The organism is Mesorhizobium sp. B2-2-3 (assembly GCF_006442405.1).
Taxonomy (GTDB): Bacteria; Pseudomonadota; Alphaproteobacteria; order Rhizobiales; family Rhizobiaceae; genus Mesorhizobium.
In genome coordinates this window covers 190,682-214,225 of sequence record NZ_VFWC01000007.1, presented here as the reverse complement: position 1 = coordinate 214,225, position 23,544 = coordinate 190,682, and the positions used below count along the sequence as shown (strand labels likewise).

The window sequence follows — 23,544 nt, the reverse complement described above, 5'->3', positions numbered from 1 at the left end:
GGCCGGCGACAGGGTTATCCCTGCCCCATCCTGTTCCAGGCGTCCAGCCCGGCGATCTTATAGGCCTCGGCCAGCGTGGGATAGTTGAATGTATTGTTGACAAAGAAGTCGACCGTGCCACCCAGATTGATCACCGCCTGGCCGATGTGAATCAGTTCGGTGGCGCCCTCGCCGACGATATGTGCGCCGAGCAAGCGGCGTGTCTCGATCGAGAACAGAAGCTTCAGGAAGCCGGTGTTGACGCCCATGATGTGGCCCCGCGAGGTCTCGCGGAAACGGGCCACGCCAACCTCGTAGGCGGCGCCGCTCTCGCGCACCTGTTCCTCGGATTGGCCGACGGTGGAGATCTCGGGCACCGCGTAAATGCCATAAGGAAAGGCTTCCGGCGGCGGCGGCAAGGTCACGCCGAAAGCATGGCACGCGGCTACCCGGCCCTGCTCCATCGAGGTGGAGGCCAGGCTCGGAAAGCCGATCACGTCGCCGGCGGCGTAAATGTTGGGCACGCTGGTCTGGAAGGTGTGCGGATCGACCTTGATGCGTCCCCTGGAGTCAGCCTCGATGCCGACCGCATCGAGGCCGAGGCTACCGACATTGCCGGTGCGGCCCGCGGCGTAGAGCACGATCTCGGAACGTATGGTGCGCCCGTCGGCCAGCGTGACCTCTGCATGGTCGGGCCTGGAGGCAATCTCCTTCACGGCGCTTCCCAGCCGGATGGTCATGCCGCGGTCGCGCATCTGGTGGATGAAGTCGTCGACGATCTCACGGTCGACGAAATCGAGGATCGTGTTGCGCGGCTCGACCAGCGTCACCGGCACGTCGAGTGCCGAAAAGATCGTCGCGTATTCGACGCCGATGACCCCGGCGCCGATGACCGTCAGCGTGCGCGGCAAGCGGTCGAGCTCGAGCATTTCGTCACTGTCGAACACGCGGCTCTTGTCGAACGGCACGTCGCCCGGCCGGTGCGGCCTGGTGCCGACGGCGATCAGCGCATTGGCGAAGCCGACCTCGCTGTAGTCGCCATTGTCCGATGTCAGGCTGACCCTGTTGGGCCCGAGAAATTTCACCGCGGCGCGGGAGCTCTTGACCGTGTTGCGCATGAACTGGTGCTGCAGCACCTCGACCTCGTGGTCGAGCGTCTTGTGCAGGCGCTCGACCAAGTCTCCGACCGAGATGTCCTGCTTAACCCGATAGCCGCGCCCATAGAAGCCGCGCTCACGCCAGCCCGAGAGATTGAGCACGGTTTCGCGCAGCGTCTTCGACGGAATGGTGCCCGTGTGCACGGAAACGCCGCCCAGGCGCCGCCCCCTGTCGACGACCAGTACCGATTTGCCGAGTTTGGCCGATTGTACAGCGGCACGACGGCCGGAAGGGCCGCTGCCAATGACCAGCATGTCGTAATCCATCCTGCCCGTCCCTGCCCCTTGGCGCTTTTGGTGCGCCGCAACAAGCTAACGCCATGTCAGGCGCGAATTCAACCGGCCCGCCGGCCGCTTCCCCCGCCTTGCGCACCGGGAAAGGCTCGATCTTGATTCCGCCATCAGCCTTTACCATTTTCCCAGCAGGTGGGGCGCAGGCTAAGCAGGCCCCTGTTACGAGGAAATGACATGAACGCTCGCGTTCTCGACGGTGAAATCATCAATACCAGGCTCGACGACGTGAGGGCCTATGAAGGGGTACGCACGCGGCGTGTCCTGGCGGTCATGATCGACTATGTCATTGTCGCGCTGCTCACCATCCCTGTCGCCATCCTGGTGTTCTTCCTCGGACTTTTGACCCTCGGCCTTGGCTGGATGCTGTTTGGCGTCCTGGTCCCGGCCGTCGCGATTCTCTACATCTGGAACACGCTTGGCAGCGCCGACCAGGCGACCACGGGCATGAAGATGATGGGCATCCGGCTCGATCGGCTCGACGGCAGGCCGATCGACGGGCTCACGGCAGTGGTCCATTCGGTGCTGTTCTGGGCCGGCAACGTCATCCTGTCGCCGCTGGTGCTGCTGGTGACGCTGTTTTCCGATCGCAAGCGCACGCTGCACGACCTGCTGCTCGGCACGGTGGTCAGCCGCACCGGCCGCTGAGGCGCATTTTCGCAAGCATCGCCGCGGCGTCGGCACAAATGTGAAGGCGTCCGCATGGCCACGCCTTCACAATCCTGTTGAATTTTTCGCTTTCCGCGCCAAAGGTAGAGCGATTCGAAGGAGTGTTTCCGAGACTCGATGACGCAGCACCCGACCCAGTCGCCGCAGTTCTTCCTGACCGCGCCGTCGCCGTGCCCCTATCTCGACGGCCAGTTCGAGCGCAAGGTGTTCACGCATCTGGTCGGCGACAAGGCGTCAGAGATGAATGATCTCCTGACCCAAGGCGGGTTCCGCCGCTCCCAGAACATCGCGTACAGGCCGGCCTGCGAAACCTGCCGCGCCTGCGTCTCCGTGCGCATCCTGGCGCAGGAATTCGTCGCCAGCCGCAACATGAAGCGCGTGCTGCAGCACAATTCCGATCTCGTCGGCGCCATGCACAATGCCGAGCCCTCGACCGAACAATATTCGCTGTTCCGCAGCTATCTCGATGCCCGCCACCGCCGCGGCGGCATGTCGGACATGACGGTTCTGGACTACGCCATGATGGTCGAGGACACCCATGTCGACACCAAGGTCATCGAATATCGCCGGCGCGGGCCCGATACTTTCATCACCGGCAAGGGACAGGGCGAGCTGATCGCGGTGGCGCTCACCGACAAGATGGCCGACGGCCTGTCGATGGTGTATTCCTACTTCAATCCCGACTTCGAGGAGCGGTCTCTCGGCACGTTCATGATCCTCGATCACATCGCTCGCGCCAGGGCGATGGGGCTGCCCCATGTCTACCTGGGATACTGGGTCAACGGCTCGCGCAAGATGAATTATAAGATGCGCTTCATGCCGCAGGAGCATCTCGGCCCGAAGGGCTGGGAGCGCTACACCAACGAAGCGGTCTCACGCTGAGTTTTTCCAAGATCCACGTTTAACTGTTTCAACGCAGGGGATGCTGGTCTTTCAGCCGCTTGGCGGGAGAGTGCGTCATTGCGCCGATCGGCTGTCCCATCTGTATTTCATTACGAAAGTTTGCAAATGACGTCCCACAGCGACCACCAGAAGGGCCTTCTGATAACCGCCATTGGCGGCCTGACGCTGACCCTCGACATTCCGCTGATCCGCCTCGCCGATGGCGGCGCATGGACGATCCTGCTCTTGCGCGGGGCCGCCACCTTCATCGCCGCAATGATCATCTGGGCTGTCTGGCGGGCGCTCAGCCGAAACGCGCCTCAGCTCATTCCAGGCTGGTCGGGACTGGCGGCCGCGATATGCTACGGGCTGACCTCGATCACCTTCGTCACCGCCGTCTTCTACACCTCGACCGCCGACCTGGTGTTCATCCTGGCCTTCAACACGGTGTTCGCCGCGCTCTTGTCCTGGTTGTTTCTCCGCGAAAAGCCGCGGGCGGTGACGCTCGCGGCGATGCTGGTCATGATCCTCGGCGTGCTGGTAATCGTCGGCGGATCCGTCGGCACCGGACACCTGTTCGGCAATTTCATGGCGTTGTGTTCGGCCTTCTTCATTTCCGTGGCCATCACCATTTCGCGGGCCAGCGGCAAGGACATGGGCTTCACGGCGCTCGTCGGGGTGGTTCCGTCGCTCGTGCTGGCGGCCTTCATGGTGTCAGGTGAAGGCGTCCATGTGAGCGCGCCCTGGTGGATCATCTTTAACGGCGCCGTGATCATGCCGATTTCGTTCTTCTGCCTGGCGGCCGGTCCCAAATACATCTCCGGACCGGAAGTGGCGATGTTCTACCTTCTGGAGACCGTGCTGGCACCGGTGTGGGTATGGCTGATCTTCTCCGAAACGCCGTCACGCAACAGCCTGATCGGCGGCGCGATCCTGATCGTCACATTGGTGGTCCATTCGGTGTGGCAGTTGCATGACGGACGCAGGCGCCGCGCCGCCCTTGCGGTGCGTCATCCGGCCTGAATCTTCTTCGCCTCGCCGTCGATCTCGATCAGCGACGGCGAGCCTTCCTGTTCAGGGGAAGCAGGCATCTCGTCCATCATTTCCACCTCGCGCAGCCATTCGCGCCAGATCGCCACCAGCAGTGCCATCAGCACCGGGCCGATGAACAGGCCGAGAAAGCCCATCGTCTTGACGCCGCCGATCAGGCCGAAAAAGGTCGGCAGGAAGGGCAGTTTTATCGGCCCGCCGACGAGCTTCGGTCGCAAGGTCTTGTCGACGATGAACAGTTCGACCGTCCCCCAGATGAACAAAGCCAGGCCGGCCACCGGTGAGCCGCTGGCAGCGAGATAGATCGAAACCAGCGTGAAGGACAGCGGTGCCCCGCCGGGAATCAGCGCCATGACCCCGGTGAGCGCGCCAAGCGTCACGGGCGACGGCACGCCGGCCAGCCAGTAGGCGATGCCGAGCACCAATCCCTCGCCGATGGCGATGACGGTCATGCCGGTCACGGTCGAGGAAATGGTCGCCGGCACGACGCGTGAGATGCGCTCCCACCTCGTCGGCAGGATGCGCTCGCCCAGGCGATCGACCTGGCCGGCGAAATGCTCGCCGTCGCGATAGGCGAAGAACAGCGCGATCATCATGAACAGAAGCGTCAAAAGCAGGCCGAAGGCGCTGCCGCCAGCGGCAAGGACGCCGCGATAGATGCTGCCGATATTGGCGCCGCTGACCAGTTGGATCAGTTCGCCGATGCCGCCGGGATGGCCGAGATTGGTCGTCCATTGCTGGTTCAGCCATTCTCCTACGATAGGCAGCGTGGCGATCCAGTGCGGTGTCGGGGCGCCGTGCCGGTTGGTCTCGATCGCCCAGCCGACCCATTCGCGCACCTCGTTGATGGCGTAGGTGCCCGCGAGCGCGATCGGTATGACCAGGAAGGCAAGGATGAACAATATGGCGAAGGTGGCGGCGATGGTGCGGTTGCCGCCGACACCGGCCAAAAGCCGCCGGTAAAGCGGCCAGCTTGCGAAGGCGATGACCAGCGCGGCCAGCACCGGGAACAAGAAGCCGTGGAAGAAATAGACGCCGGCGGCAACGATCAGCACCAGCAGCCAGCGCGCCGCCGAGAGCGGTGGGATGACGGCGGCTCTGAGCGGCGTCGACAGACCGAACAGGCGCTGCCCCGGTTTCTGGATTTTCGCTTCCTTCAAACGCTCGTCTCTCCCCGGCCATCCCGCGGCTTATGCTCTGATATAGTGCAGCAATCGTGATGATAGTTCAAAAGGTGATGGTGAAGCTGCGGATCTCCCCCCTCGAGGGGGAGATGGCCGGCAGGCCAGAGGGGGTAGCCGCGCGTAAGGCGCTAGCATTCTTTGTTCAAAGCAATGAGGTTGCGTCCAGTCGAACCGACCCCCTCTGTCGCCTTCGGCGGCATCTCCCCCTCGAGGGGGGAGATTACCCAAATTTCCCGGTCCTCGGGAAACCCTTCGGCACCATGCGGCCAGCCGACGCGCGGGCGCCGATCCATTCGGCCAATTCCTCGCGCGACCTTGTAAAGGTGCGGTCGGCCGAATCCTGCCAGGAAAGACCGGTCTCCAGCGTAAATGGCTTGAGATCAAGAAGCCCGCCATCCTTGTATTTCTGCAGCCGCACGCCCTTGCCGCGGCTCATTTCCGGAATGTCGGACAGCGGAAACACCAGCATCTTTCGGTTCTCGCCGACGATAGCCAGATGATCGCCGCCGACCGGCACGCAGCGCTTGGCTTCGTCGGGCGCCTTGACGTTCATCACCTGCTTGCCCTTGCGGGTGTTGGCGACGACCTCTTCCTCCGGCACGATGAAACCGTTGGCGTCATGCGAGACCAGCAGCAGCTTGCGCTTCGGATCGTGAACGAAGGCGGTGACGATGTCCTGGTCATTGTCCATGTCAACGATGATGCGGATCGGCTCGCCATGGCCGCGCCCGCCCGGCAGCCGATCGGCGCCGATGGTGTAAAATTTGCCGCCGGTGGTGAACACCAGGATCTTGTCGGTCGTCTGCGCATGGAAGGCGAGTTTCAGGCTGTCGCCTTCCTTGAACGCAAGCTGCGAATGATCGGTCAGATGACCCTTCATCGCACGCAGCCAGCCCTTTTCCGAAACCACCACGGTGACCGGCTCGCGCTCGATCATGGCATGTGCGATGTCGGTCAGGTCATGCTCGGGCGCATCGGCGAACTGGGTGCGGCGCTTACCGAGCTCGGTCTCGGGGCCGAATTTGTCCCGCAGGCTCGCAACCTCCCACTTGATCGTCCCCCATTGCTTGGCTTCGGACGCAAGCAGCGCCTCGATCTGCTTCTTTTCGGCAGTGAGGCCGTCGAATTCCTTGCGGATCTCGAATTCTTCCAGCTTGCGCAGGGCGCGCAGGCGCATGTTGAGAATGGCTTCGGCCTGGGTGTCGGTGAGCGACCAGCGGGCCATCATGACCTGCTTGGGCTCATCCTCCTCGCGGATGATCTTGATCACCTCGTCGATATTGAGATAGGCGATCAGGTAGCCGGCAAGGATCTCCAGCCGTCTTTCGATCTCGCCGAGGCGATGTTTCGAGCGGCGGATCAGCACGTCGCGGCGATGCTCGAGCCATTCCTGCAGCACGCCCTTCAGCGACAGGACATTGGGCACCTTGCCGCGCGACAGCACGTTCATGTTGAGCGGGAAACGGCTTTCAAGCTCGGTGAGCTTGAACAGCGATTCCATCAGGATGCCGGGATCGACGGAACGGCTCTTGGGCACCAGCACGACGCGGATGTCCTCGGCGCTCTCGTCCCTGATGTCCTCGAGCAGCGGCAATTTGCGCGCCATCAGGAGCTCGGCGATCTTCTCGATCAGCCGCGCCTTCTGCACGCCATAGGGGATTTCGGCGACGACGATGCTCCAGGTGCCCCTGCCCTGGTCTTCCTGGCTCCATTTTGCCCGCACGCGAAAGCCGCCGCGGCCGCTTTCATAGGCTTCGAGGATGGAGGCTCGGCTGTCGACGATGATGCCGCCGGTCGGGAAATCCGGGCCCTGGACGAAATCCATCAGCTTGGCCACCGGCGCGTCCCGATGCTCGATCAGGTGAAGGGCGGCGTCACAAAGTTCGGCCGCGTTGTGCGGCGGGATCGATGTCGCCATGCCGACCGCGATGCCGGACGAGCCGTTGGCCAGCAGGTTGGGGAAGGCGCCCGGGAGCACCACCGGCTCCTCGTCCTCCTCATTGTAGGTCGGCCGGTAGTCGACGGCATCCTCGGTGATGCCCGCGAGCAGCTCGGTCGCCACATCGGTCATGCGCGCTTCGGTGTAGCGCATGGCGGCGGCGTTATCGCCGTCGATGTTGCCGAAATTGCCCTGGCCGTCGACCAAGGGGTAGCGCATCGAAAAATCCTGCGCCAATCGCACCAGCGCGTCGTAGATCGACTGGTCGCCATGCGGGTGGAACTTGCCCATCACCTCGCCGACGATACGGGCGCATTTGGCGAAGCCCTGGTCGGGGTTGAGGCGCAGCAGGCGCATGGCATGCATGATGCGGCGATGGACCGGCTTCAGCCCGTCGCGGACATCGGGCAGCGCCCGGTGCATGATGGTCGACAGCGCATAGGCAAGATAGCGCTCTTCCAGCGCCTTCTTCAGGTCGACCGGTTCGATATGATCGCCGCCACCATTGTCAGGCGGCAAAAGCCTTTTTCCCATGGGCTGGAACTAGCCGAGCGGGTGATTCGCGGCAAGAGGGCAAGCCTTGAAGTGGGTGCATGCCCTGCCCTGCAACACGAAGCCGCAGGCAAGCCCGCCAGCCAACATCAATCTGTTACATGCCGTCTCTATTGCGAAGCGCGACGACGCTCGGCGGCCCGGTCTCCAGCATGTTCGGATCGAGTTTGCCTTTCGCCGCGATTTTTGACCATTGTGGCGGGATGCGCCTTTTTCCCGTCCAGTTCGTCACTGAAGGGTGATGGCGCCAAAAATTGAAAAATAATTTTCAGGACACTCGCAGGGGCATTCGCGATGACAATCAAACGCTCGACTCTCAGGAAATTCGCCTTTTCGACCTTGTTGCTCACACTGCCGCTGAACGCGGCGCTCGCCCAGGACACCGCGGTCGCCGACCGGCTGAAGGCGGCACTTGCCGCGCAGGGTGTCAACATCTCCTGGACCGGCGTGACCGGCGACAACGCCAGCATGGTGTTGCAGGGCGTATCCATCAAACCGGGCGCGGAAAAAGAGGCCCTTGCGATCGGCGACGTCAAACTCGAAGGCGTGACCGAAGCCAATGGCGGCTATGATATCGCAACCGTGTCGACCTCGGCATTCGAACATAGCAAAGACGGCGTCACCCTCAATTTAAGCCCCCTCGTCATCCACGACATGATGGTTCCGGCCAGCGGCGCCAGCGGCCCGCTGGGCTCGCTGATGATGTACAAGTCCGCCGAACTCTCGAACATGAGGGTCAAGATCGCCGACAAGACCGCTTTCTCGATGGACGGGCTTGCCATCGAAATCACGCCGCCGGCCGACGGCCAAGCGATGAAATTCACCGGCACCACCGAGAAGTTCAATGCCGACCTGACGCTGGTCGAGGATCCCAAGTCGAAGGAAGTCATCAACGCACTCGGCTACCAGAACATTGCGGGCAATTTCGAGATGGCCGGCACCTGGCAGCCCACTGACGGCAAGATGGAGCTGTCGAAATACAACATTTCGGTCGAGAATGCCGGCACGCTCGGCATGACCTTCGATCTCGGCGGCTACACGCTCGACTTCATCAAGTCGCTGCAGGAAATGCAGAAGAAGATGGCCGCGCAGCCCGAAGGGGCCGACAACTCGGCGCAAGGCATGGCCATGCTCGGCCTGTTGCAGCAGCTTTCCTTCAACAGCGCCTCGATCCGTTTCGACGACGATTCGCTGACGGGCAAGGTGCTGGACTATGTCGGCAAGCAGCAAGGCATGTCGGGCAAGGATATCGCCAATCAGGCCAAGGCGATCGTGCCGTTCGGCATGGCGCAGCTCAACAATCCCGAGCTGACGGCGCAGGTAACGGCGGCGGTCGGCAAATATCTCGACGATCCGAAGAGCCTCGAAATCTCGGCTAAGCCGCCGGCGTCGGTGCCGTTCGCACTGATCATGGCGGGCGCCATGTCCAATCCGACCGACCTGCCGAAGACGCTCGGCGTCACCGTCAAAGCCAACGAAGACTGATCGAAGCGACCTCGACTTGCTTCAAGATACGAAAAGCCCGGCAGCGATGCCGGGCTTTTGCCTGCGATTCTCAATCGAACGAGTCACTTCGGAGGCTTCTTTAAAGCGCCGTCCGAAGCGCCATCATGCCTCTTTCTTGATCGGTGCGACACGCAGCGACAAGTCGCGAAGCTGCTGCGGCGTGGCTTCCGACGGCGCATTCATCAACAGGTCGTAAGCCTGCTGGTTCATCGGGAACATGGTGATCTCGCGCAGGTTCTTGGCGCCCACCAGCAACATCACGACGCGGTCGATGCCGAATGCCGCTCCGCCGTGCGGCGGGGCGCCGTACTGAAACGCACGGTAAAGGCCGCCAAAGCGCTCCTCGACGGTCTGGCGATCCAGTCCGACCATCTCGAAGGCCTTGACCATGGTTTCGGGCAAATGGTTGCGGATGCCGCCCGAGGCGATCTCGAAGCCGTTGCACACGGCGTCGTACTGGAACGCCTTGATGCCGAGCGGCTCCTGGTTGTTGAGGGCGTCGATGCCGCCCTGCGGCATCGAAAACGGATTGTGGGCGAAATCGATCTTCTTCTCGTCCTCGTTCCACTCGAAGAACGGAAAGTCGACGATCCAGCACAGCTCGAAACGGTCGCGGTCGACAAGGTTCAGTTCCTCGCCGGCGCGGGTGCGCGCAGCGCCCGCGAAGGAGACGAATTTCTTGGGATCGCCGGCGACGAAGAAGGCGGCGTCGCCATCGGCAAGGCCCAGTTGAAGACGGATCGCCTCGGTGCGCTCCTCGCCGATGTTCTTGGCAAGCGGACCCGCGCCTTCGATTTTCTCGCCTTCCTTGCGCCAGAAGATGTAGCCCAATCCGGGCTGCCCCTCGCCTTGCGCCCAGCTGTTCATGCGGTCGCAGAAGGCACGGCTGCCGCCGGTCCTGGCCGGAATGGCCCAGACCTCGGCCTTGGGATCGTTGGCCAGGATGTTGGCGAAGACCTTGAAGCCGGAATCACGAAAATGGTCGGAGACCGCCTGCATCTCGATCGGGTTGCGCAGATCCGGCTTGTCGGTACCGTATTTGCGCATCGCAACATCATAGGGGATGCGCGGCCAGTCCTTCGTGACGGGCTTGCCGTTGGCAAAGGCCTCGAAGACCGATGTCATCACCGGCGCCATGGTGGAGAGCACGTCATCCTGCTCGACAAAGCTCATTTCGAGGTCGAGCTGGTAGAATTCGCCGGGCAGGCGGTCGGCGCGCGGATCCTCGTCGCGGAAGCAGGGCGCGATCTGGAAATAACGATCGAAACCCGAGACCATGATCAGCTGCTTGTATTGCTGCGGCGCCTGCGGCAGCGCATAGAAAGTGCCGGGGTGAATGCGCGACGGCACCAGGAAGTCGCGCGCGCCTTCGGGCGACGATGCGGTGAGGATCGGCGTCGAGAATTCGGTGAAGCCGACCTCGCCCATGCGCTTGCGCATCTCGGCGATGATCTTCGTGCGCGCCACGATGTTCCTGTGCAGCGTCTCGCGGCGCAGGTCGAGGAAGCGGTATTTCAGCCTGATGTCCTCGGGATAGTCCGGCTCGCCGAAGACCGGCAGCGGCAATTCCTTGGCCGCCGAAAGCACTTCGATCTCGCGCGCGAAAATCTCGATCTCGCCGGTCGGCAGGTTGGCATTGGTGGTTTCAGGCAGGCGCGCCTTGACCTCGCCGTCGACGCGGATCACCCATTCGCCGCGCACTGTTTCGGCGATCTTGAAGGCCGGCGAATCGGGATCGGCGACGATTTGGGTCAGGCCATAGTGGTCGCGCAGGTCGATGAACAGCAGGCCGCCATGGTCGCGCACGCGATGCACCCAGCCCGACAGGCGAACGGAAGCGCCGACGTCGCTCTTTCTCAACTGGGCACAGGTATGGCTGCGGTAACGGTGCATTGTCATGGGCAAAAGTCCGGGATGTTGGGTTGCCGGCCGAAGCATCGCGGCCCGGCCTGAAAAATTTGCGCGAAAAGCGCATGGGAGGCCCGGTTTGTCAAGGCGAGTGGGCGGAGGGCCAGGGCAACGAACCCGGGTTGACGGGTTCTTTCGGAGCATTCGCCGGCGCGCAGGTCGCCCTATGAACCAAGGCTTGACAGCCGCAGGCGATGCGCGAGGTGATCGACGACCAATGCGGCGCTTGCGGAAGACGTTGTGGCCCGATGAAGGCGGATCTCCGCCCCGGGCAGCGGCGGCACATAAGGGCCAGGATGGACATCGCGCAGGCCGGGCGCGAGCATGCTGCCCTTGACCACGGTAACCGCAAGGCCCTGCTCGACGATCGCCTCCGTCGCGGCAAGGCTCGGGCTGACATAGGCCAGTCGCCACGGCCGGCCCGCTCTGTCGAGCGCGTCAATCGCCCATGCGCGAAACAAGCAATCGGGGTCCGACAACGCGACGGGCAGCGGATCGAGTTCTTCGACAGAGTGGGTCCTCGCCGCCGCCCATATCGCTCTTTCGCGGCATATCAGATCGCCCTCGGCCACACCTTCCGGATGCATGACGATGACCGCGTCAAATGATGAGCCGAGCCGTTTCAGCAGCCGCGCCGTGAGACCGATCTCCATTTCGACCTGCATGAGCGGAAATCGCACGGCGATATCGGCGAGGAGGCGTGGCAGGATCTTGGTGCCGTAGTCCTCCATGACGCCTATCCGGATGCGTCCCGCTACCCGTTGGTTGGAGACACGGGCAATCGCCTGCTCGTTAAGTGCAAGAATGCGGCGTGCGTCGATCAGAAACCCCTCGCCGGCGGCCGTAAGCTCGACATGGGCCGTCGATCGACGGAACAGCGAAATGTCGAGGCGCTCTTCAAGGCGCTTCACCTGCAAGCTGACGGTGGCTTGCGTTCGATTGAGCTGCTCGGCGGCTCGCGTGAAAGAGAGCCGCTCGGCAACGACGACGAAAGTCCGCAACAATTCCGGATCGAGACTCCGACTGCTCATTGCGCAAGCTTATCAAGCTCATTGCATTTATTCGATTCCTTTTACCCGGTTTGCCCGATACCGCTGGACTCCGAACTGGCAGAGGGGAAGCGATGGAAACTGGAGGCGTGCTCGCGGCGATTCTCTCCAGCGCCTTTGGCGGCACCGCTGTCGGTGCAACGCGCTATCTCGCGCGTTCGCTGGATCCGCTCACCATCGGCGCGATCCGGTTCGGGGGTGGTTTTCTAGTGCTCGCCGCCGTAGCGCTTCTGCGGCGGGACAAGTGGCCTGCGAAAAGCGATTGGCCGGGCGCCGCCGCATTGGGCCTGCTGTTCTTCGGCCTATTCCCGGTGCTCTTCAACGGAGCCCTTGTCTACACGACGGCGGCGCGAGGAGCTCTGGCGCTTTCGACGCTGCCTGTGCTCACAATGCTCGCAGGCGCGGTTCTAGGGATCGAACCGCCGACGACGCGCAAGATCGTCGGCGTCCTGGTCGCGATGGCCGGAGTGGCTGTCGCGCTTGGCAGCAGCCTGACGACAGCTCCCCAGGGCGCCTGGCGCGGAGACCTCCTGATGATCGCGGCGGCATTCTGCATGGCGCTCTACAATGTCTGGTCGCGACCTTTTCTCACCCGCTGCGCGCCGACATCATTCGCCGCGTTTGGCATGGCCGTCGGCACGGCCTGCCTGTTGGCGCTGTCGACTTTGACTGGAGGCCTGACGCGACTTGCCGCGCTTGAGGCGTCGCAATGGGTTGCCAGCGGATACCTGGCCGTAATTTGCGGCGCCCTGATCTTCTTCCTCTGGGCGTTCGCGCTTGAACGTGCGCCGCCAACGCTGGTTGCCGTTTCAGTTGCCGTGAACCCCGTGACGGCATCGATCTTCGGCGCCGTCTTTCTCGGTGAGCAAATCAATGCAAACCTAATTGTCGGGCTCATCGCTGTCCTCGCGGGAATAGCCATCGCGTCGGGAGCAGCCGGGCGGTTCGCCGTGGGACGTCGAGGAGGCAGGCGCCGACTTCCTTGAACGGAAAGGCGGACACATCCTGTTGGCGCGGGGAATTGCCGCTGGTATTGACGGAAGCGATGGTTCAAGAAGGGATCACAGACATGTGATCGCCTCTTAATGTCCTCCATCCGTCCGCTGATCCCGCTCCTCATCGCCGCAGGCATCCTGCTCGGCGGCAATGGGCTGCAAAGCACGCTGATCGCGCTGCGCGGCGCGCAGGAAGGTTTTTCGGCTTCCGACATCGGCCTGATGGGCACGTTCTATTTCGCCGGCTTCCTGCTCGGCTGCCTGGCCGTCACCCGCATCCTGAAGGCGGTCGGCCATGTCAGGACCTTCTCGGCGCTGGCCGCGGCCGCCTCGGCCGGCACATTGCTCCTGGTTCTGGTCATCGACCCGGTGATGTGGTGCGCGGTGCGTTTTGCCGGCGGTTTCTGCTTCGCCGGCCTGTTCACGGTGATGGAGGCCTGGCTCAACTCCGGGGTCAGCAACAAGGACCGCGCCCGCGTGCTTGCCATCTACCGCATGGTCGACATCGGCTCGGTCACCGGCGCGCAGTTCCTCATCCCGATCTTCGGAGCGGGCGGCTTCGCCATATTCGCCATCATGTCGATGATGATCACGCTGTCGCTGGTGCCGGTATCGCTGGGCGATCGCTCCAACCCGACGCCGCCGGAAGACGTCAAGCTCGACCTGGCGCGGGTCTGGCGCATCTCGCCGCTCGGCTGTTTCGGCTGCATCGCCGTCGGCGTCACCAACAGCGCGTTCCGCACGCTGTCGCCGGTCTATGCCGAGCAGATCGGCATGTCTGTCGCCGATGTCGTCACCTTCGTCAGCGTCGGTATCTTCGGCGGCGCACTCATCCAATACCCGCTGGGCTATCTTTCCGATCGCTGGGACCGGCGCTCGGTGCTGCTGGCGACGACATGCTGCGCCATGCTGGCAGCGCTGGCGCTTGCGTTCGTGGCGGGAGCCGACCCGTTTCTCAACTTCCTCATCATCTTCATCTTCGGCTGTTTCGCCATGCCGCTCTACTCGCTGTCGGCGGCGCACTCCAACGACCGCGCCGGCGCGGGCGAGTTCGTTCTGATCAACGCCGCCTTGATGCTGTTTTATTCCTTCGGCGCCATTGGCGGCCCTTTCGCCGCATCGACGGCGATGCAGTATTTTGGCCCAAGCGCGCTGTTCGTGTTCAGCGCGCTGGTCTATGCAATCTTCATCGCCGTCATCCTCTATCGGATGCGGGCACGATCGGGCGTGCCGGCTGGCAAGCGCAGCCGCTTCACCGCGCTGTTGCGCACCTCGACGGTTTTCGCCCGGCTGGCGAGAAGAAACGGCGATCCGGACGGGCCGGACGGGCCGTGATGCGAGCGCCAACGCTTGACGAAAGCCTTCCCGGCTGAAATCTAGGAAGACCCTACTCCTGCCAAAAGCGATTTGATGCACGTCATCACCACCCAAAAAGAACTCGAGACCGTTCTCGCCGCTTTCGAAAAATCGGATTTCGTCACCGTCGACACCGAATTCATCCGGGAAACGACCTTCTGGCCGATCCTGTGCCTGATCCAGATGGCGGCGCCCGGAATAACGGCGCTGATCGATCCGCTGTCGCCAGACATCGACCTGAAGCCGTTTTTCAGGCTGATGGCCAATGAATCTGTCGTCAAAGTCTTCCATGCCGCGCGGCAGGACATCGAAATCATCGTCCATCTGGGCGATCTCGTTCCCCATCCGGTGTTCGATACCCAGGTTGCGGCGATGGTCTGCGGGTTCGGCGACAGCGTTTCCTACGATCAGCTCGTGCAGCGCGTGACCGGCGCGCGGCTCGACAAGTCCTCGCGCTTCACCGACTGGCGCCACCGGCCGCTGTCCGAAAAGCAGCTCGACTATGCGCTTGCCGACGTCACCCACCTTATCGAGGTCTACCAGCATCTCAGCGCCGAACTGGAGCGGGAGAACCGCGCCCACTGGCTGAACGAGGAGATGGACGTCCTGACCTCGCGCGAAACCTACGATCCGCACCCCGAGGATGCCTGGAAGCGGCTGAAGATGCGGCTGCGCAAGCCGCAGGAGCTGGCGATCGTGCAGGCCGTGGCGGCATGGCGCGAGCGCGAGGCGCGCGAACGCGACGTACCCCGCGGCCGCGTGCTCAAGGACGACGCCATCTACGAGGTGGCGCAGCAGGCGCCGCGCGACGCGGCCGCGCTGGCCAAGCTGCGCACGATACCGAAGGGCTGGGAGCGCTCCTCGACCGCGGCGGCGCTGCTTGGCGCGGTCAACACCGCACTAGCTCTGCCCAAGGAGCAATTGCCGAAGCTGCCAAAGAGTTTTCAGCCGCCCGAGGGATCGAGCGCCGCCGCGGAGCTGTTGAAGGTGCTGCTCAGGATCGTGGCCGAAAAGCAAGGCGTCGCATCGAAGGTCCTGGCTTCCAGCGACGACATCGACCGCATCGCTGCCGAAGGCGAAGCCGCCGACGTGCCGGCGCTGCAGGGCTGGCGCCGCGCCGTTTTCGGCGAGGCGGCGCTGAAGCTGGTGCGCGGCGAGATCGGCATCAAGTTCGACAAGCGCAAAATAGCGGTGTTCGATTTGTAGGCGGAGCGCCCCAACGAAGGGGAGTACTGCTCAAACCACCCGGAGCAGGTGCAGCGCGAGCCAGATCCAGCCCAGCAAAAGAATCACTGCCCCCAGGGAGAAAGACCGGCTGCGCAGGAGCAGATTGTTGCTGGTCAGGTGAACCCAGGCATGAAAATAGCGGGTCGCGACAAAGATCCACATCAGGGCCAAGGTCAGATAGTTGACGCCGTTGGTCAGGTGCAACATCAGGCACAGCACATAGAAAAGCACCGGCAGTTCGAACTGGTTGCTGAGATTGCTGGCAACTGTCACGCAGGAGGCCGGCTCGGTCGAGCGCGCCTTGTACTGGCTGACTTTGGCTTCGCCCGATTGGATGGCGACATACCTGCGCCGGGCCATGGCGCCATAGACGATGTAGACCAGCAACACGTGCGCCAGAACAGGCCAGAAAATCGATGTCTGGTTCATGAACCCTCCCCGCCCGGTGCCGGGTCAGATCAATTCTGTTTCTGACCCGCCAGCCAGAAGACGGCGATGACGATCACCGGAATTGCGAGCAGCGCGAATTTGGTGACGATCAGCGCCGAGGCGAGAGCCAGGGAATCGGGATTGGCCGACAGGAAATCCGACAGAAGGCGAGCCACGGCGATGTTCTGGGCGTAGTTGGCGATCGTGTAGGGCAGCACCAGGATCAGTGCGAAAATCGATTGTATCTGGCCCGGAAGCACGCGGAAATTCCTCAACCGCCTTCCCGTTGCCAGGATCAGGCTGACCAGCGTCACCGACAACAGCGTGGGGAACAGGAGATCGAAGGTCAGATAGTGCCAGACCAGGATGATCTCGCCGCCGCGCCGGCCGAGCGCCGTCAGCCAGGCCATGCCTTCGTCCGGCGTGAAGCCAAAAACGCGCATGTCGAGCGACGGCAAACCGCCGCTTAACTGGCGGAAATAGAAGAACTCCATGAGCGTCATGGCGATGAAAACCGCCACCGATGCGGTGCAAAGGGCGGCAGCGTGGCGCGATAGCCGCAAGATGGTCGCGGCCAAATTGCGCCAGAACGTGTACTGGTCGGGCCGATCAGGCTCCGCCGGGATAGTTGGGGCTTTCGCGGGTGATCGTGACGTCATGGGCGTGGCTTTCACGAAGTCCGGCGTTGGATATGCGCACAAAGGTGGCGCGTTCGCGGAAATCGGCAAGGTCGCGGCCACCAACATAACCCATAGCGGCTTTCAGGCCGCCTGCAAGCTGGTGCAGCACGCCAGACACAGGTCCTTTGTAGGGGACCTGCCCCTCGATGCCTTCCGGCACCAGTTTCAGCGTGTCGCGAACCTCCGCCTGGAAGTATCGGTCGGCCGAGCCGCGCGCCATGGCGCCGACCGAACCCATGCCGCGATAGGCCTTGAAGGAGCGGCCCTGGTGCAGATAGACCTCGCCCGGGCTTTCGTCGGTGCCGGCAAGCAGCGAGCCGATCATGGCGGCACTGGCGCCGGCGGCAAGCGCCTTGGCCAGATCGCCGGAATATTTGATGCCGCCATCGGCGATCACCGAGGCGCCCGATTTGTGCGCAGTTTCCACCGCCGACATGATGGCCGACAGCTGCGGCACGCCGACGCCGGCGACGATGCGGGTGGTGCAGATGGAGCCGGGGCCGATGCCGACCTTGACGGCATCGGCGCCGGCATCGATCAGCGCCTGGGTGCCCTCGGCGGTGGCGACGTTGCCGGCCAGGATGCGCACCGAATTGGAGAGTTTTTTCGCCCGCGTGACGGCATCGAGGACACGCTGCGAATGGCCGTGCGCGGTGTCGATGACCAGAAGGTCGACGCCCGCCTCGATCAGGCGCTCGGCGCGCTCGAAACCGTCGTCGCCGACGCTGGTGGCGGCCGCGGCGCGCAGACGCCCCTGCGCGTCCTTGGTGGCGTGCGGGTTGAGCTGCGATTTCTCGATGTCCTTGACGGTGATCAGGCCGACGCAATTGCCCTGCTTGTCGACGACGACGAGCTTTTCGATGCGGTGCTGATGCAGAAGCCGCTTGGCCTCGTCCTGGTCGACATTCTCCTTGACCGTGATCAGGTTCTCACGGGTCATCAATTCATAGACTTTCTGCGCCGGATCGGAGGCGAAGCGCACGTCGCGATTGGTCAGGATGCCGACCAGCCGTCCGCTCTTGTGCCCGCCGGAGCCGCCATTCTCGACAACCGGAATACCCGAGATCGAGTAGGTGCGCATCAGCGACAACGCGTCGGCCAGCGTCGCGTCGGGACCGATGGTGACCGGGTTGACCACCATGCCGGATTCGAATTTCTTCACCTGCCGCACCTGCTCGGCCTGCTCGGCCGGCGAGAAATTGCGGTGGATGACGCCGATGCCGCCGGCCTGCGCCATGGCGATGGCAAGCCTTGCCTCCGTGACGGTATCCATGGCCGCCGACAGGATCGGCACGTTGAGGTCGATGTCGCCGGCAATCCGCGTGCGGATGTCGGTCTGGCCGGGCATGACTTCGGAATGGCCGGGCTGCAAAAGCACGTCGTCAAAGGTCAGCGCCAGCGCGCCGGTGGACGTTTCGATGATTTTTGCCATGGCCAGCCCTTTGAATGCGGGAAAAGCGCTGGACCGGGATGGACAGCGCGACTCTCTTCTTCCCTTTCAGGATTGGCGGTGGCTGGTACCACGTCCCGGCACGGAAGAAAAGCCGATCGTTGCGGACGCTTCAGCTTCTATTGCGAACCAAGGAAAGCATCCAGCAAAGCGTGACGCGGCGATGCAAAGGGGTTGACGACGGTTACACCGCCCCAGGTGAAGCCGTCCTGCAGGTCTTCCGACAGAAGCAGCCGGCAACCCGTTTGGGATGCAGCCGAAAGAATGACGGCATCCCAGATGCCGAAGCGATGGTCCGCCGCAAGATCGACAGCCATCGTCATCACCTCCGGCGTCGTCCCAGCAACCGGGAACGCGTCGCGCCAGCTAAGCAGCGCATCCCGAGCCTCCTGGCGCGACCTTCCGGCTTTGCGGACGAGGACATTGAACAGTTCACCCAGCACCTGAACCGGAACAATGGCAGCGTCTTGTGGAACCTTGCGCAGCAGTTCGAGAACGTGGTCGCGTTTGTCTACGTTGTTAACGCCCTCTGCGTAGGCAAGAATGTTGGTGTCGAGCGCGACCCTCACAGGTCATCCCCGTAGAGCTCATCGCGGGTCCAGCGTCCTGCATCGGCAACCGGCTGCCGTTCGAGTCGCGACAGCAATGCCGCGCGCGAGCGGGAGGCCACACCCTCGTGCCTCTCCGCAGGCACGATCCGTGCCACCGGCCGACCATGGCTTGTCACGACGTAGCTCTGGCCCTCGCGTACCTCACGCAGGATGCGAGAAAATCTGCGATTGGCATCGGCTGCCGAAACGGCCTCTTCCATGATCATAACGTCCTGTAGTTATTTTCACTACAATAGGGATAGTGTCCGCTTTTTGCAAGCAATCGCGTATCGCAGCCGCCACCGGAGGTTGCGGTCGCATAAAAGTGACAGCAATTTAACACGACATTGGTGTCCAGCCGTGATAACCGCCCTGCCTGCCGGCAAACTCCCGGTCGGCAACATCTGGAATCAAGCCCGGACGCGTTCCTTTGAACCGAACCATTCCGCTCATATTGGCGGTCGCTCTTTTCATGGAAAACATGGATTCGACCGTCATCGCCACATCGCTGCCGGCGATCGCCCTCGACATCCACACCAGCCCGATCGCGCTCAAGCTGGCGTTGACCTCCTATCTTGTGTCGCTGGCGATCTTCATTCCCATCAGCGGCTGGATGGCGGATCGCTTCGGCGCCAAGAACGTTTTCCGCGCCGCGATCGCGGTGTTCATCGTCGGTTCGGTCGCCTGCGCCGTTTCGGGCTCGCTGCCGGCCTTCGTGGTGTCGCGTTTCCTGCAAGGCATAGGCGGCGCCATGATGACGCCGGTCGGGCGCCTGGTGCTGGTGCGCGCCACGCCCAAGAGCGAACTTGTCGCGGCGATGTCCTGGCTGACCGTGCCGGCATTGGTGGGCCCGCTGGTCGGACCGCCGATCGGCGGCTTCATCACCACCTACTTCACCTGGCACTGGATCTTCCTGATCAATGTGCCGATCGGCCTGATCGGCATCTGGCTGGCCACCCGCTTCCTGCCGGAAACCGAATCGATGGAGACGCCGCCGCTCGATTTCGTCGGCTTCGTGCTGAGCGGGCTGGCGGCGTCCGGCGTCGTGTTCGGCCTGTCAGTGATCAGCTTGCCCTATCTGCCGCCGGCGACCGGCTTCATCACCGTGGGCGTCGGGCTGGTGTCGGGCGCTCTCTACCTCATGCATGCGCGCCGTGCCAGGAACCCCCTGCTGGCGCTCGACTTGTTCCGCAACCAGGTATTCCGCTCCTCCGTGCTTGGCGGCGGACTTTTCCGCATCGGCATCGGCGCCGTGCCGTTCCTGCTGCCGCTGATGTTCCAGATCGGTTTCGGGCTGACGCCGTTCCAGTCCGGCATGATTACCTTCGTCTCCGCGATCGGCGCCATCGGCATGAAATTCGTCACAGCGCTGATCTTCCGCGTCGTCGGCTTTCGTCGCGTGCTGATCGTCGGCTCGCTGGTGGCCGCCGCGTCGATCGCCGTCAACGGCCTGTTCACGCCCGATACGCCCTATCTCTTGATGCTGGCCATGCTGCTGGTGGGCGGCTTCATCCGCTCGATGTTCTTTACCGGCATCAACGCCCTCGCCTACGCCGAGGTTTCAGCCGAGGACACGAGCAAGGCAACACCGATCGCCGCCGTGTTCCAGCAACTGTCGATCGCGCTGGGCGTGGCGGTTGCCGGCGGCATCCTGGAAGTATCGACGGGTATCCACGGCGGCCCGTTGACATTGCCGGACTTCCATACCGCCTTCTTCATCGTCGCGGCAATTTCCGCCGCCGCATCGCTGTCGTTCATGCGGCTGGCGCCCGATGCCGGCAACGCCGTATCGGGCCACGGCCGCCTGACCATGCCCAAGCCGCTGGAACCGCTGAGGTCGCCGGGGGAGTGAGACGGTTCAGCCGTCGCCGTCCGCCGGCCCTTCGCCATGGCTCCGTGCGCTCAAGTTCTTCGAGACATCCACTGGACGTTCCGATCCGCCTGATGGCGGACCGGATTCTCGCCCTTTGAAATCCTTCGCCAGTAGATACAGCTCCACCGACTCATCGCGCGACGCAGGCGGCTTGACGTGGTGGACGGACCGGAAATTCTTCTTCAGCATCGAGAGCAGCTCGTTTTCGGCGCCGCCCTGGAACGTCTTGGCCAGGAAGTGGCCGCCCGGCTTCAGCACCGACAGCGCGAAATCGGCGGCCACCTCGCACAGATGCATGGTGCGGATGTGGTCGGTCCGCTTGTGGCCGGTGGTGGGCGCCGCCATGTCGGACAGCACGACATCGGGATCGCCGCCAAGCGCCTCGGCCAGCTTCCGCGGCGCCTCGGGATCGAGGAAATCCATCAACAGCACCGGCGCGCCGGGCACCGCATCCATCTCGAGATAGTCGATGCCTACGACATGCGGATTTTCCGCGGTCGATTTGGTCCGCGCGGCCGCGACCTGGCACCAGCCGCCGGGGGCCGCACCGAGGTCGATCACCTTCATGCCGGGTTTCAGCAGATGGTGCTTGTCGTCGATCTCGATCAGCTTGTAGGCCGCGCGCGAGCGGTAGCCGTCAGCCTTGGAGCGCTGGACGTAGGGATCGTTGATGTGGCGCTGCAGCCAGCGGCGCGACGATTCCTTCAGCCCGCTTTTCTTCTTGATCCGCGTCTTCAGCACGCGAATGCCGGCCGAGCCCGGCTTTTCCGGTTTCTTGGTCATTGGTTGACTTCTTGTCTGAGTTTTCTCGCTTGCCGGGTTGTGGCCGTTTTTCGGCGGCAGCGCGTTTGGCAAACGGCTTCCCCCACTCCGTCGCTGCTCCGCAGCGCCACCTCTCCCCCCTCCGGAGGGAGAGGAAGGGCGCCAAGATTGGCTAGCTCGCGCCATTCCTCTCCCCCGTCGATCGGGGGAGAGGTGTCGAGCGAGGCTCGACGGAGTGGGGGTCGACTGTTCACCGGAGCAACGCTTCCGCCTGGTTGCCCGAGCGTGACTTCTGGACAAACGGAACCGTTTGTTCGCGAAAACCGGTCGCCACTTTTCGCTGATGCGGTCCTGCGGTTCGGGATCATGTTCTGCCGCGCCCATCGTTGCGCCAGACGCCGTCATCGGCCATCAGCTCGCTCAATATGCCCTCGCGCAGGCCGCGGTCGGCAACGCGCAGCCGCTCCGACGGCCACACGGCGCGGATCGCTTCCAGGATGGCGCAGCCGGCCAGCACCAGGTCGGCGCGGTCCGCGCCGATGCAGGGATTGGCGACACGCTGCTGGAAATCCCAGCCGACAAGTTTTTCCACCATGCGGTCGACGCTGTCCCTGTCCATCCACAGGCCGTCGACGCGGCGGCGGTCGTAGCGCTCGAGATCGAGATGGACGCCGGCCAGCGTCGTCACCGTTCCGGAAGTGCCCAGCAGATGAAATTTCGGGCTGGCCTTGAGGTGGCTAAGCCGATCGCGGCCATCGAAGGCGGCGAGCCGGGCGGCGACGTCGTCGACCATGGCGCCAAAAATCTCGCGCGTCACCGTGCGGCCGCCGAAACGCTCGGCCAGCGAGACGACGCCGACCGGCAGCGACGTCCACGACACGATATGGTTGGCGAGTCGCGGTGAGCGGCGGCCGGTGAGATCGATCAGCGCGATTTCGGAGGAGCCGCCGCCGATGTCGAACAGCACGACGCCCTGCGTGTCGCGCTCGACCAGCGAACCGCAGCCGGACACCGCGAGCCGGGCTTCGGTCTGTCGGTCGATAATTTCGAGCTTGAGGCCGGCCTCGCGCTCGACGCGCTCCAGGAACTCGACGCCGTTCGCCGCCGAGCGGCAGGCCTCGGTGGCGATCAGCCGCGCCTTCCTGATCTTGCGGTTGCGCAGTTTCTCGCCGCAGACCTTCAGGGCCTCGACCGCGCGGTCCATCGCCGGTTGGCCGAGGCGGCCGCTGGTCGTGAGCCCCTCGCCCAGTCGCACGATGCGCGAAAAGGCGTCGATGACGCGAAACTGGCCATGACGCGCCGGCACGGCGACCAGCAGCCGGCAATTGTTGGTGCCGAGATCGAGCGCGGCGAAGACCGGCAATTCTGGCATCGGCGGCCGACGAGCCCCCGATTCGGGCCGAGCCACCGCGATGGGCGGTGTGGCTATGCCTGCAAGCGCCGCGCCAGCCGCGGCGGCGCGTGCCGTCGGCGCCCCGTTCGCCGCGGGACGGATATCGTCGCGCGCAAAAACCTTGCGCCCGCGCCGGCGTTTGCGCCTTTTCTTGGCCTTGCCCTTTTGATGGTGGTTCGCGTCGCTCGCCTGCCCGTCGGCGGAGCGTGGCTCCGTCGGGCGGCGTTGCTGCCATTTGGCGGTCCCCGGGCCTGCCGGCCCCGGGGAAGCGCTGGACGCGCCCACCTCCGGCGCGCCGGCGCCGGTGTCGCGGTCTTCCACTGTCGTTCCTTCCGGCGCCGCGCGAACCGGCGAACGGACGCAGCAGGCGCTTCTTTGTTTCAAGTTGCCGCCAGACTAGCAGCGCCGGCCCGGATCACCAAGTGCCGCATGGCACGAATTTTGCCGGCTGTCCGCAATCCGCCTGCTGCCGCGTCTTACGCAAAGTGGGGGTAAACAGCGACTTTCAGCACAAATGCATGCGGAGACGGTCGCATGGCCGGGCCGATATTCCCGCTCGGCTGTCGATTTTCCGCCTCTCGACGACGATAACGATTGCGGCTTGCCATGGCGGCAAGGGCCGG

Annotated in this window: 20 protein-coding genes; 8 read left to right on the top strand and 12 right to left on the bottom strand. The window is 63.5% G+C overall.

Annotated elements, in window-relative coordinates; genetic code table 11:
• Nucleotides 1-14 precede the first annotated feature (14 nt).
• Complete coding sequence (gene sthA, locus FJ951_RS15185; RefSeq protein WP_140515661.1) at nucleotides 15-1,403, bottom strand: Si-specific NAD(P)(+) transhydrogenase; 1,389 nt, start codon at nucleotides 1,401-1,403, stop codon at nucleotides 15-17.
• Nucleotides 1,404-1,604: 201 nt separating this feature from the next.
• Here sthA and FJ951_RS15180 point away from each other — a divergent pair, with 201 nt between their 5' ends.
• The 3 genes from FJ951_RS15180 to FJ951_RS15170 all read left to right on the top strand — a co-directional run bounded on the left by FJ951_RS15180 (nucleotide 1,605) and on the right by FJ951_RS15170 (nucleotide 4,001).
• The gene (locus FJ951_RS15180) at nucleotides 1,605-2,075 is read left to right on the top strand and encodes an RDD family protein (protein ID WP_140494090.1); all 471 of its coding nucleotides are present in this window, start codon (nucleotides 1,605-1,607) and stop codon (nucleotides 2,073-2,075) included.
• A gap of 138 nt (nucleotides 2,076-2,213) precedes the next feature.
• On the top strand, nucleotides 2,214-2,978 hold the full coding sequence (locus FJ951_RS15175; RefSeq protein ID WP_140494092.1) for an arginyltransferase: 765 nt from the start codon (nucleotides 2,214-2,216) through the stop codon (nucleotides 2,976-2,978).
• A 126-nt stretch (nucleotides 2,979-3,104) separates the two neighbouring features.
• Nucleotides 3,105-4,001, top strand: coding sequence for a DMT family transporter (locus tag FJ951_RS15170; RefSeq protein WP_140515659.1), 897 nt, complete (start codon nucleotides 3,105-3,107; stop codon nucleotides 3,999-4,001).
• Here FJ951_RS15170 and FJ951_RS15165 read toward each other — a convergent pair.
• Both FJ951_RS15165 and parC read right to left on the bottom strand, forming a co-directional pair.
• Nucleotides 3,989-5,188: an AI-2E family transporter gene (locus FJ951_RS15165; RefSeq protein ID WP_140515657.1), complete on the bottom strand. Its 1,200-nt coding sequence runs from the start codon at nucleotides 5,186-5,188 to the stop codon at nucleotides 3,989-3,991. The two genes, FJ951_RS15170 and FJ951_RS15165, sit on opposite strands and share 13 nt — an antisense overlap.
• Nucleotides 5,189-5,432: 244 nt before the next feature.
• The gene (parC, locus tag FJ951_RS15160; protein WP_140515655.1) at nucleotides 5,433-7,685 is read right to left on the bottom strand and encodes a DNA topoisomerase IV subunit A; all 2,253 of its coding nucleotides are present in this window, start codon (nucleotides 7,683-7,685) and stop codon (nucleotides 5,433-5,435) included.
• A gap of 312 nt (nucleotides 7,686-7,997) precedes the next feature.
• Here parC and FJ951_RS15155 point away from each other — a divergent pair, with 312 nt between their 5' ends.
• Entirely contained in the window at nucleotides 7,998-9,188 is a 1,191-nt protein-coding gene (locus FJ951_RS15155) for a hypothetical protein (RefSeq protein ID WP_140515653.1), read from the top strand.
• 123 nt (nucleotides 9,189-9,311) lie between these two features.
• Here the strand turns inward: FJ951_RS15155 and aspS are convergent, their stop codons facing one another.
• Nucleotides 9,312-11,102 carry an aspartate--tRNA ligase gene (aspS, locus tag FJ951_RS15150; protein ID WP_181172245.1) on the bottom strand — a complete coding sequence of 597 codons (1,791 nt, stop codon included), beginning with the start codon at nucleotides 11,100-11,102 and terminating at the stop codon, nucleotides 9,312-9,314.
• A gap of 179 nt (nucleotides 11,103-11,281) precedes the next feature.
• Nucleotides 11,282-12,148 (bottom strand): LysR substrate-binding domain-containing protein, encoded by an 867-nt coding sequence (locus FJ951_RS15145; protein WP_140515649.1) that lies wholly within the window; start codon nucleotides 12,146-12,148, stop codon nucleotides 11,282-11,284.
• Between FJ951_RS15145 and FJ951_RS15140 the strand changes: the two genes are divergently transcribed.
• The 3 genes from FJ951_RS15140 to rnd all read left to right on the top strand — a co-directional run bounded on the left by FJ951_RS15140 (nucleotide 12,148) and on the right by rnd (nucleotide 15,723).
• The gene (locus tag FJ951_RS15140; RefSeq protein ID WP_318012625.1) at nucleotides 12,148-13,152 is read left to right on the top strand and encodes a DMT family transporter; all 1,005 of its coding nucleotides are present in this window, start codon (nucleotides 12,148-12,150) and stop codon (nucleotides 13,150-13,152) included. The genes FJ951_RS15145 and FJ951_RS15140 overlap by 1 nt on opposite strands.
• 99 nt (nucleotides 13,153-13,251) lie before the next feature.
• Complete coding sequence (locus tag FJ951_RS15135; RefSeq protein WP_140494106.1) at nucleotides 13,252-14,496, top strand: MFS transporter; 1,245 nt, start codon at nucleotides 13,252-13,254, stop codon at nucleotides 14,494-14,496.
• Between the two features lie 75 nt (nucleotides 14,497-14,571).
• The gene (gene rnd, locus FJ951_RS15130; protein ID WP_140494108.1) at nucleotides 14,572-15,723 is read left to right on the top strand and encodes a ribonuclease D; all 1,152 of its coding nucleotides are present in this window, start codon (nucleotides 14,572-14,574) and stop codon (nucleotides 15,721-15,723) included.
• A 30-nt stretch (nucleotides 15,724-15,753) separates the two neighbouring features.
• Here rnd and FJ951_RS15125 read toward each other — a convergent pair whose 3' ends face one another.
• The 5 genes from FJ951_RS15125 to FJ951_RS15105 all read right to left on the bottom strand — a co-directional run bounded on the left by FJ951_RS15125 (nucleotide 15,754) and on the right by FJ951_RS15105 (nucleotide 19,114).
• Entirely contained in the window at nucleotides 15,754-16,173 is a 420-nt protein-coding gene (locus FJ951_RS15125; protein ID WP_140494110.1) for an MAPEG family protein, read from the bottom strand.
• A gap of 29 nt (nucleotides 16,174-16,202) precedes the next feature.
• Nucleotides 16,203-16,676, bottom strand: coding sequence for a hypothetical protein (locus FJ951_RS15120; protein ID WP_348642798.1), 474 nt, complete (start codon nucleotides 16,674-16,676; stop codon nucleotides 16,203-16,205).
• Between the two features lie 106 nt (nucleotides 16,677-16,782).
• Nucleotides 16,783-18,285 (bottom strand): IMP dehydrogenase, encoded by a 1,503-nt coding sequence (guaB, locus tag FJ951_RS15115; RefSeq protein WP_140494114.1) that lies wholly within the window; start codon nucleotides 18,283-18,285, stop codon nucleotides 16,783-16,785.
• A 137-nt stretch (nucleotides 18,286-18,422) separates the two neighbouring features.
• The gene (locus FJ951_RS15110) at nucleotides 18,423-18,872 is read right to left on the bottom strand and encodes a PIN domain-containing protein (RefSeq protein ID WP_140515645.1); all 450 of its coding nucleotides are present in this window, start codon (nucleotides 18,870-18,872) and stop codon (nucleotides 18,423-18,425) included.
• On the bottom strand, nucleotides 18,869-19,114 hold the full coding sequence (locus FJ951_RS15105) for a type II toxin-antitoxin system prevent-host-death family antitoxin (protein ID WP_140515643.1): 246 nt from the start codon (nucleotides 19,112-19,114) through the stop codon (nucleotides 18,869-18,871). The genes FJ951_RS15110 and FJ951_RS15105 overlap by 4 nt, the downstream gene beginning before the upstream one ends.
• Before the next feature lie 209 nt (nucleotides 19,115-19,323).
• On the opposite strand from FJ951_RS15105, the gene FJ951_RS15100 reads away from it, so the two are divergent.
• Nucleotides 19,324-20,745, top strand: a complete 1,422-nt coding sequence (locus FJ951_RS15100) for an MFS transporter (protein ID WP_140515641.1) — start codon at nucleotides 19,324-19,326, stop codon at nucleotides 20,743-20,745.
• 6 nt (nucleotides 20,746-20,751) lie between these two features.
• Here FJ951_RS15100 and FJ951_RS15095 read toward each other — a convergent pair whose 3' ends face one another.
• The gene (locus FJ951_RS15095; RefSeq protein ID WP_140494122.1) at nucleotides 20,752-21,549 is read right to left on the bottom strand and encodes an RlmE family RNA methyltransferase; all 798 of its coding nucleotides are present in this window, start codon (nucleotides 21,547-21,549) and stop codon (nucleotides 20,752-20,754) included.
• A 343-nt stretch (nucleotides 21,550-21,892) separates the two neighbouring features.
• Nucleotides 21,893-23,242 (bottom strand): Ppx/GppA phosphatase family protein, encoded by a 1,350-nt coding sequence (locus FJ951_RS15085; protein ID WP_140515639.1) that lies wholly within the window; start codon nucleotides 23,240-23,242, stop codon nucleotides 21,893-21,895.
• Between the last annotated feature and the right edge of the window lie 302 nt (nucleotides 23,243-23,544).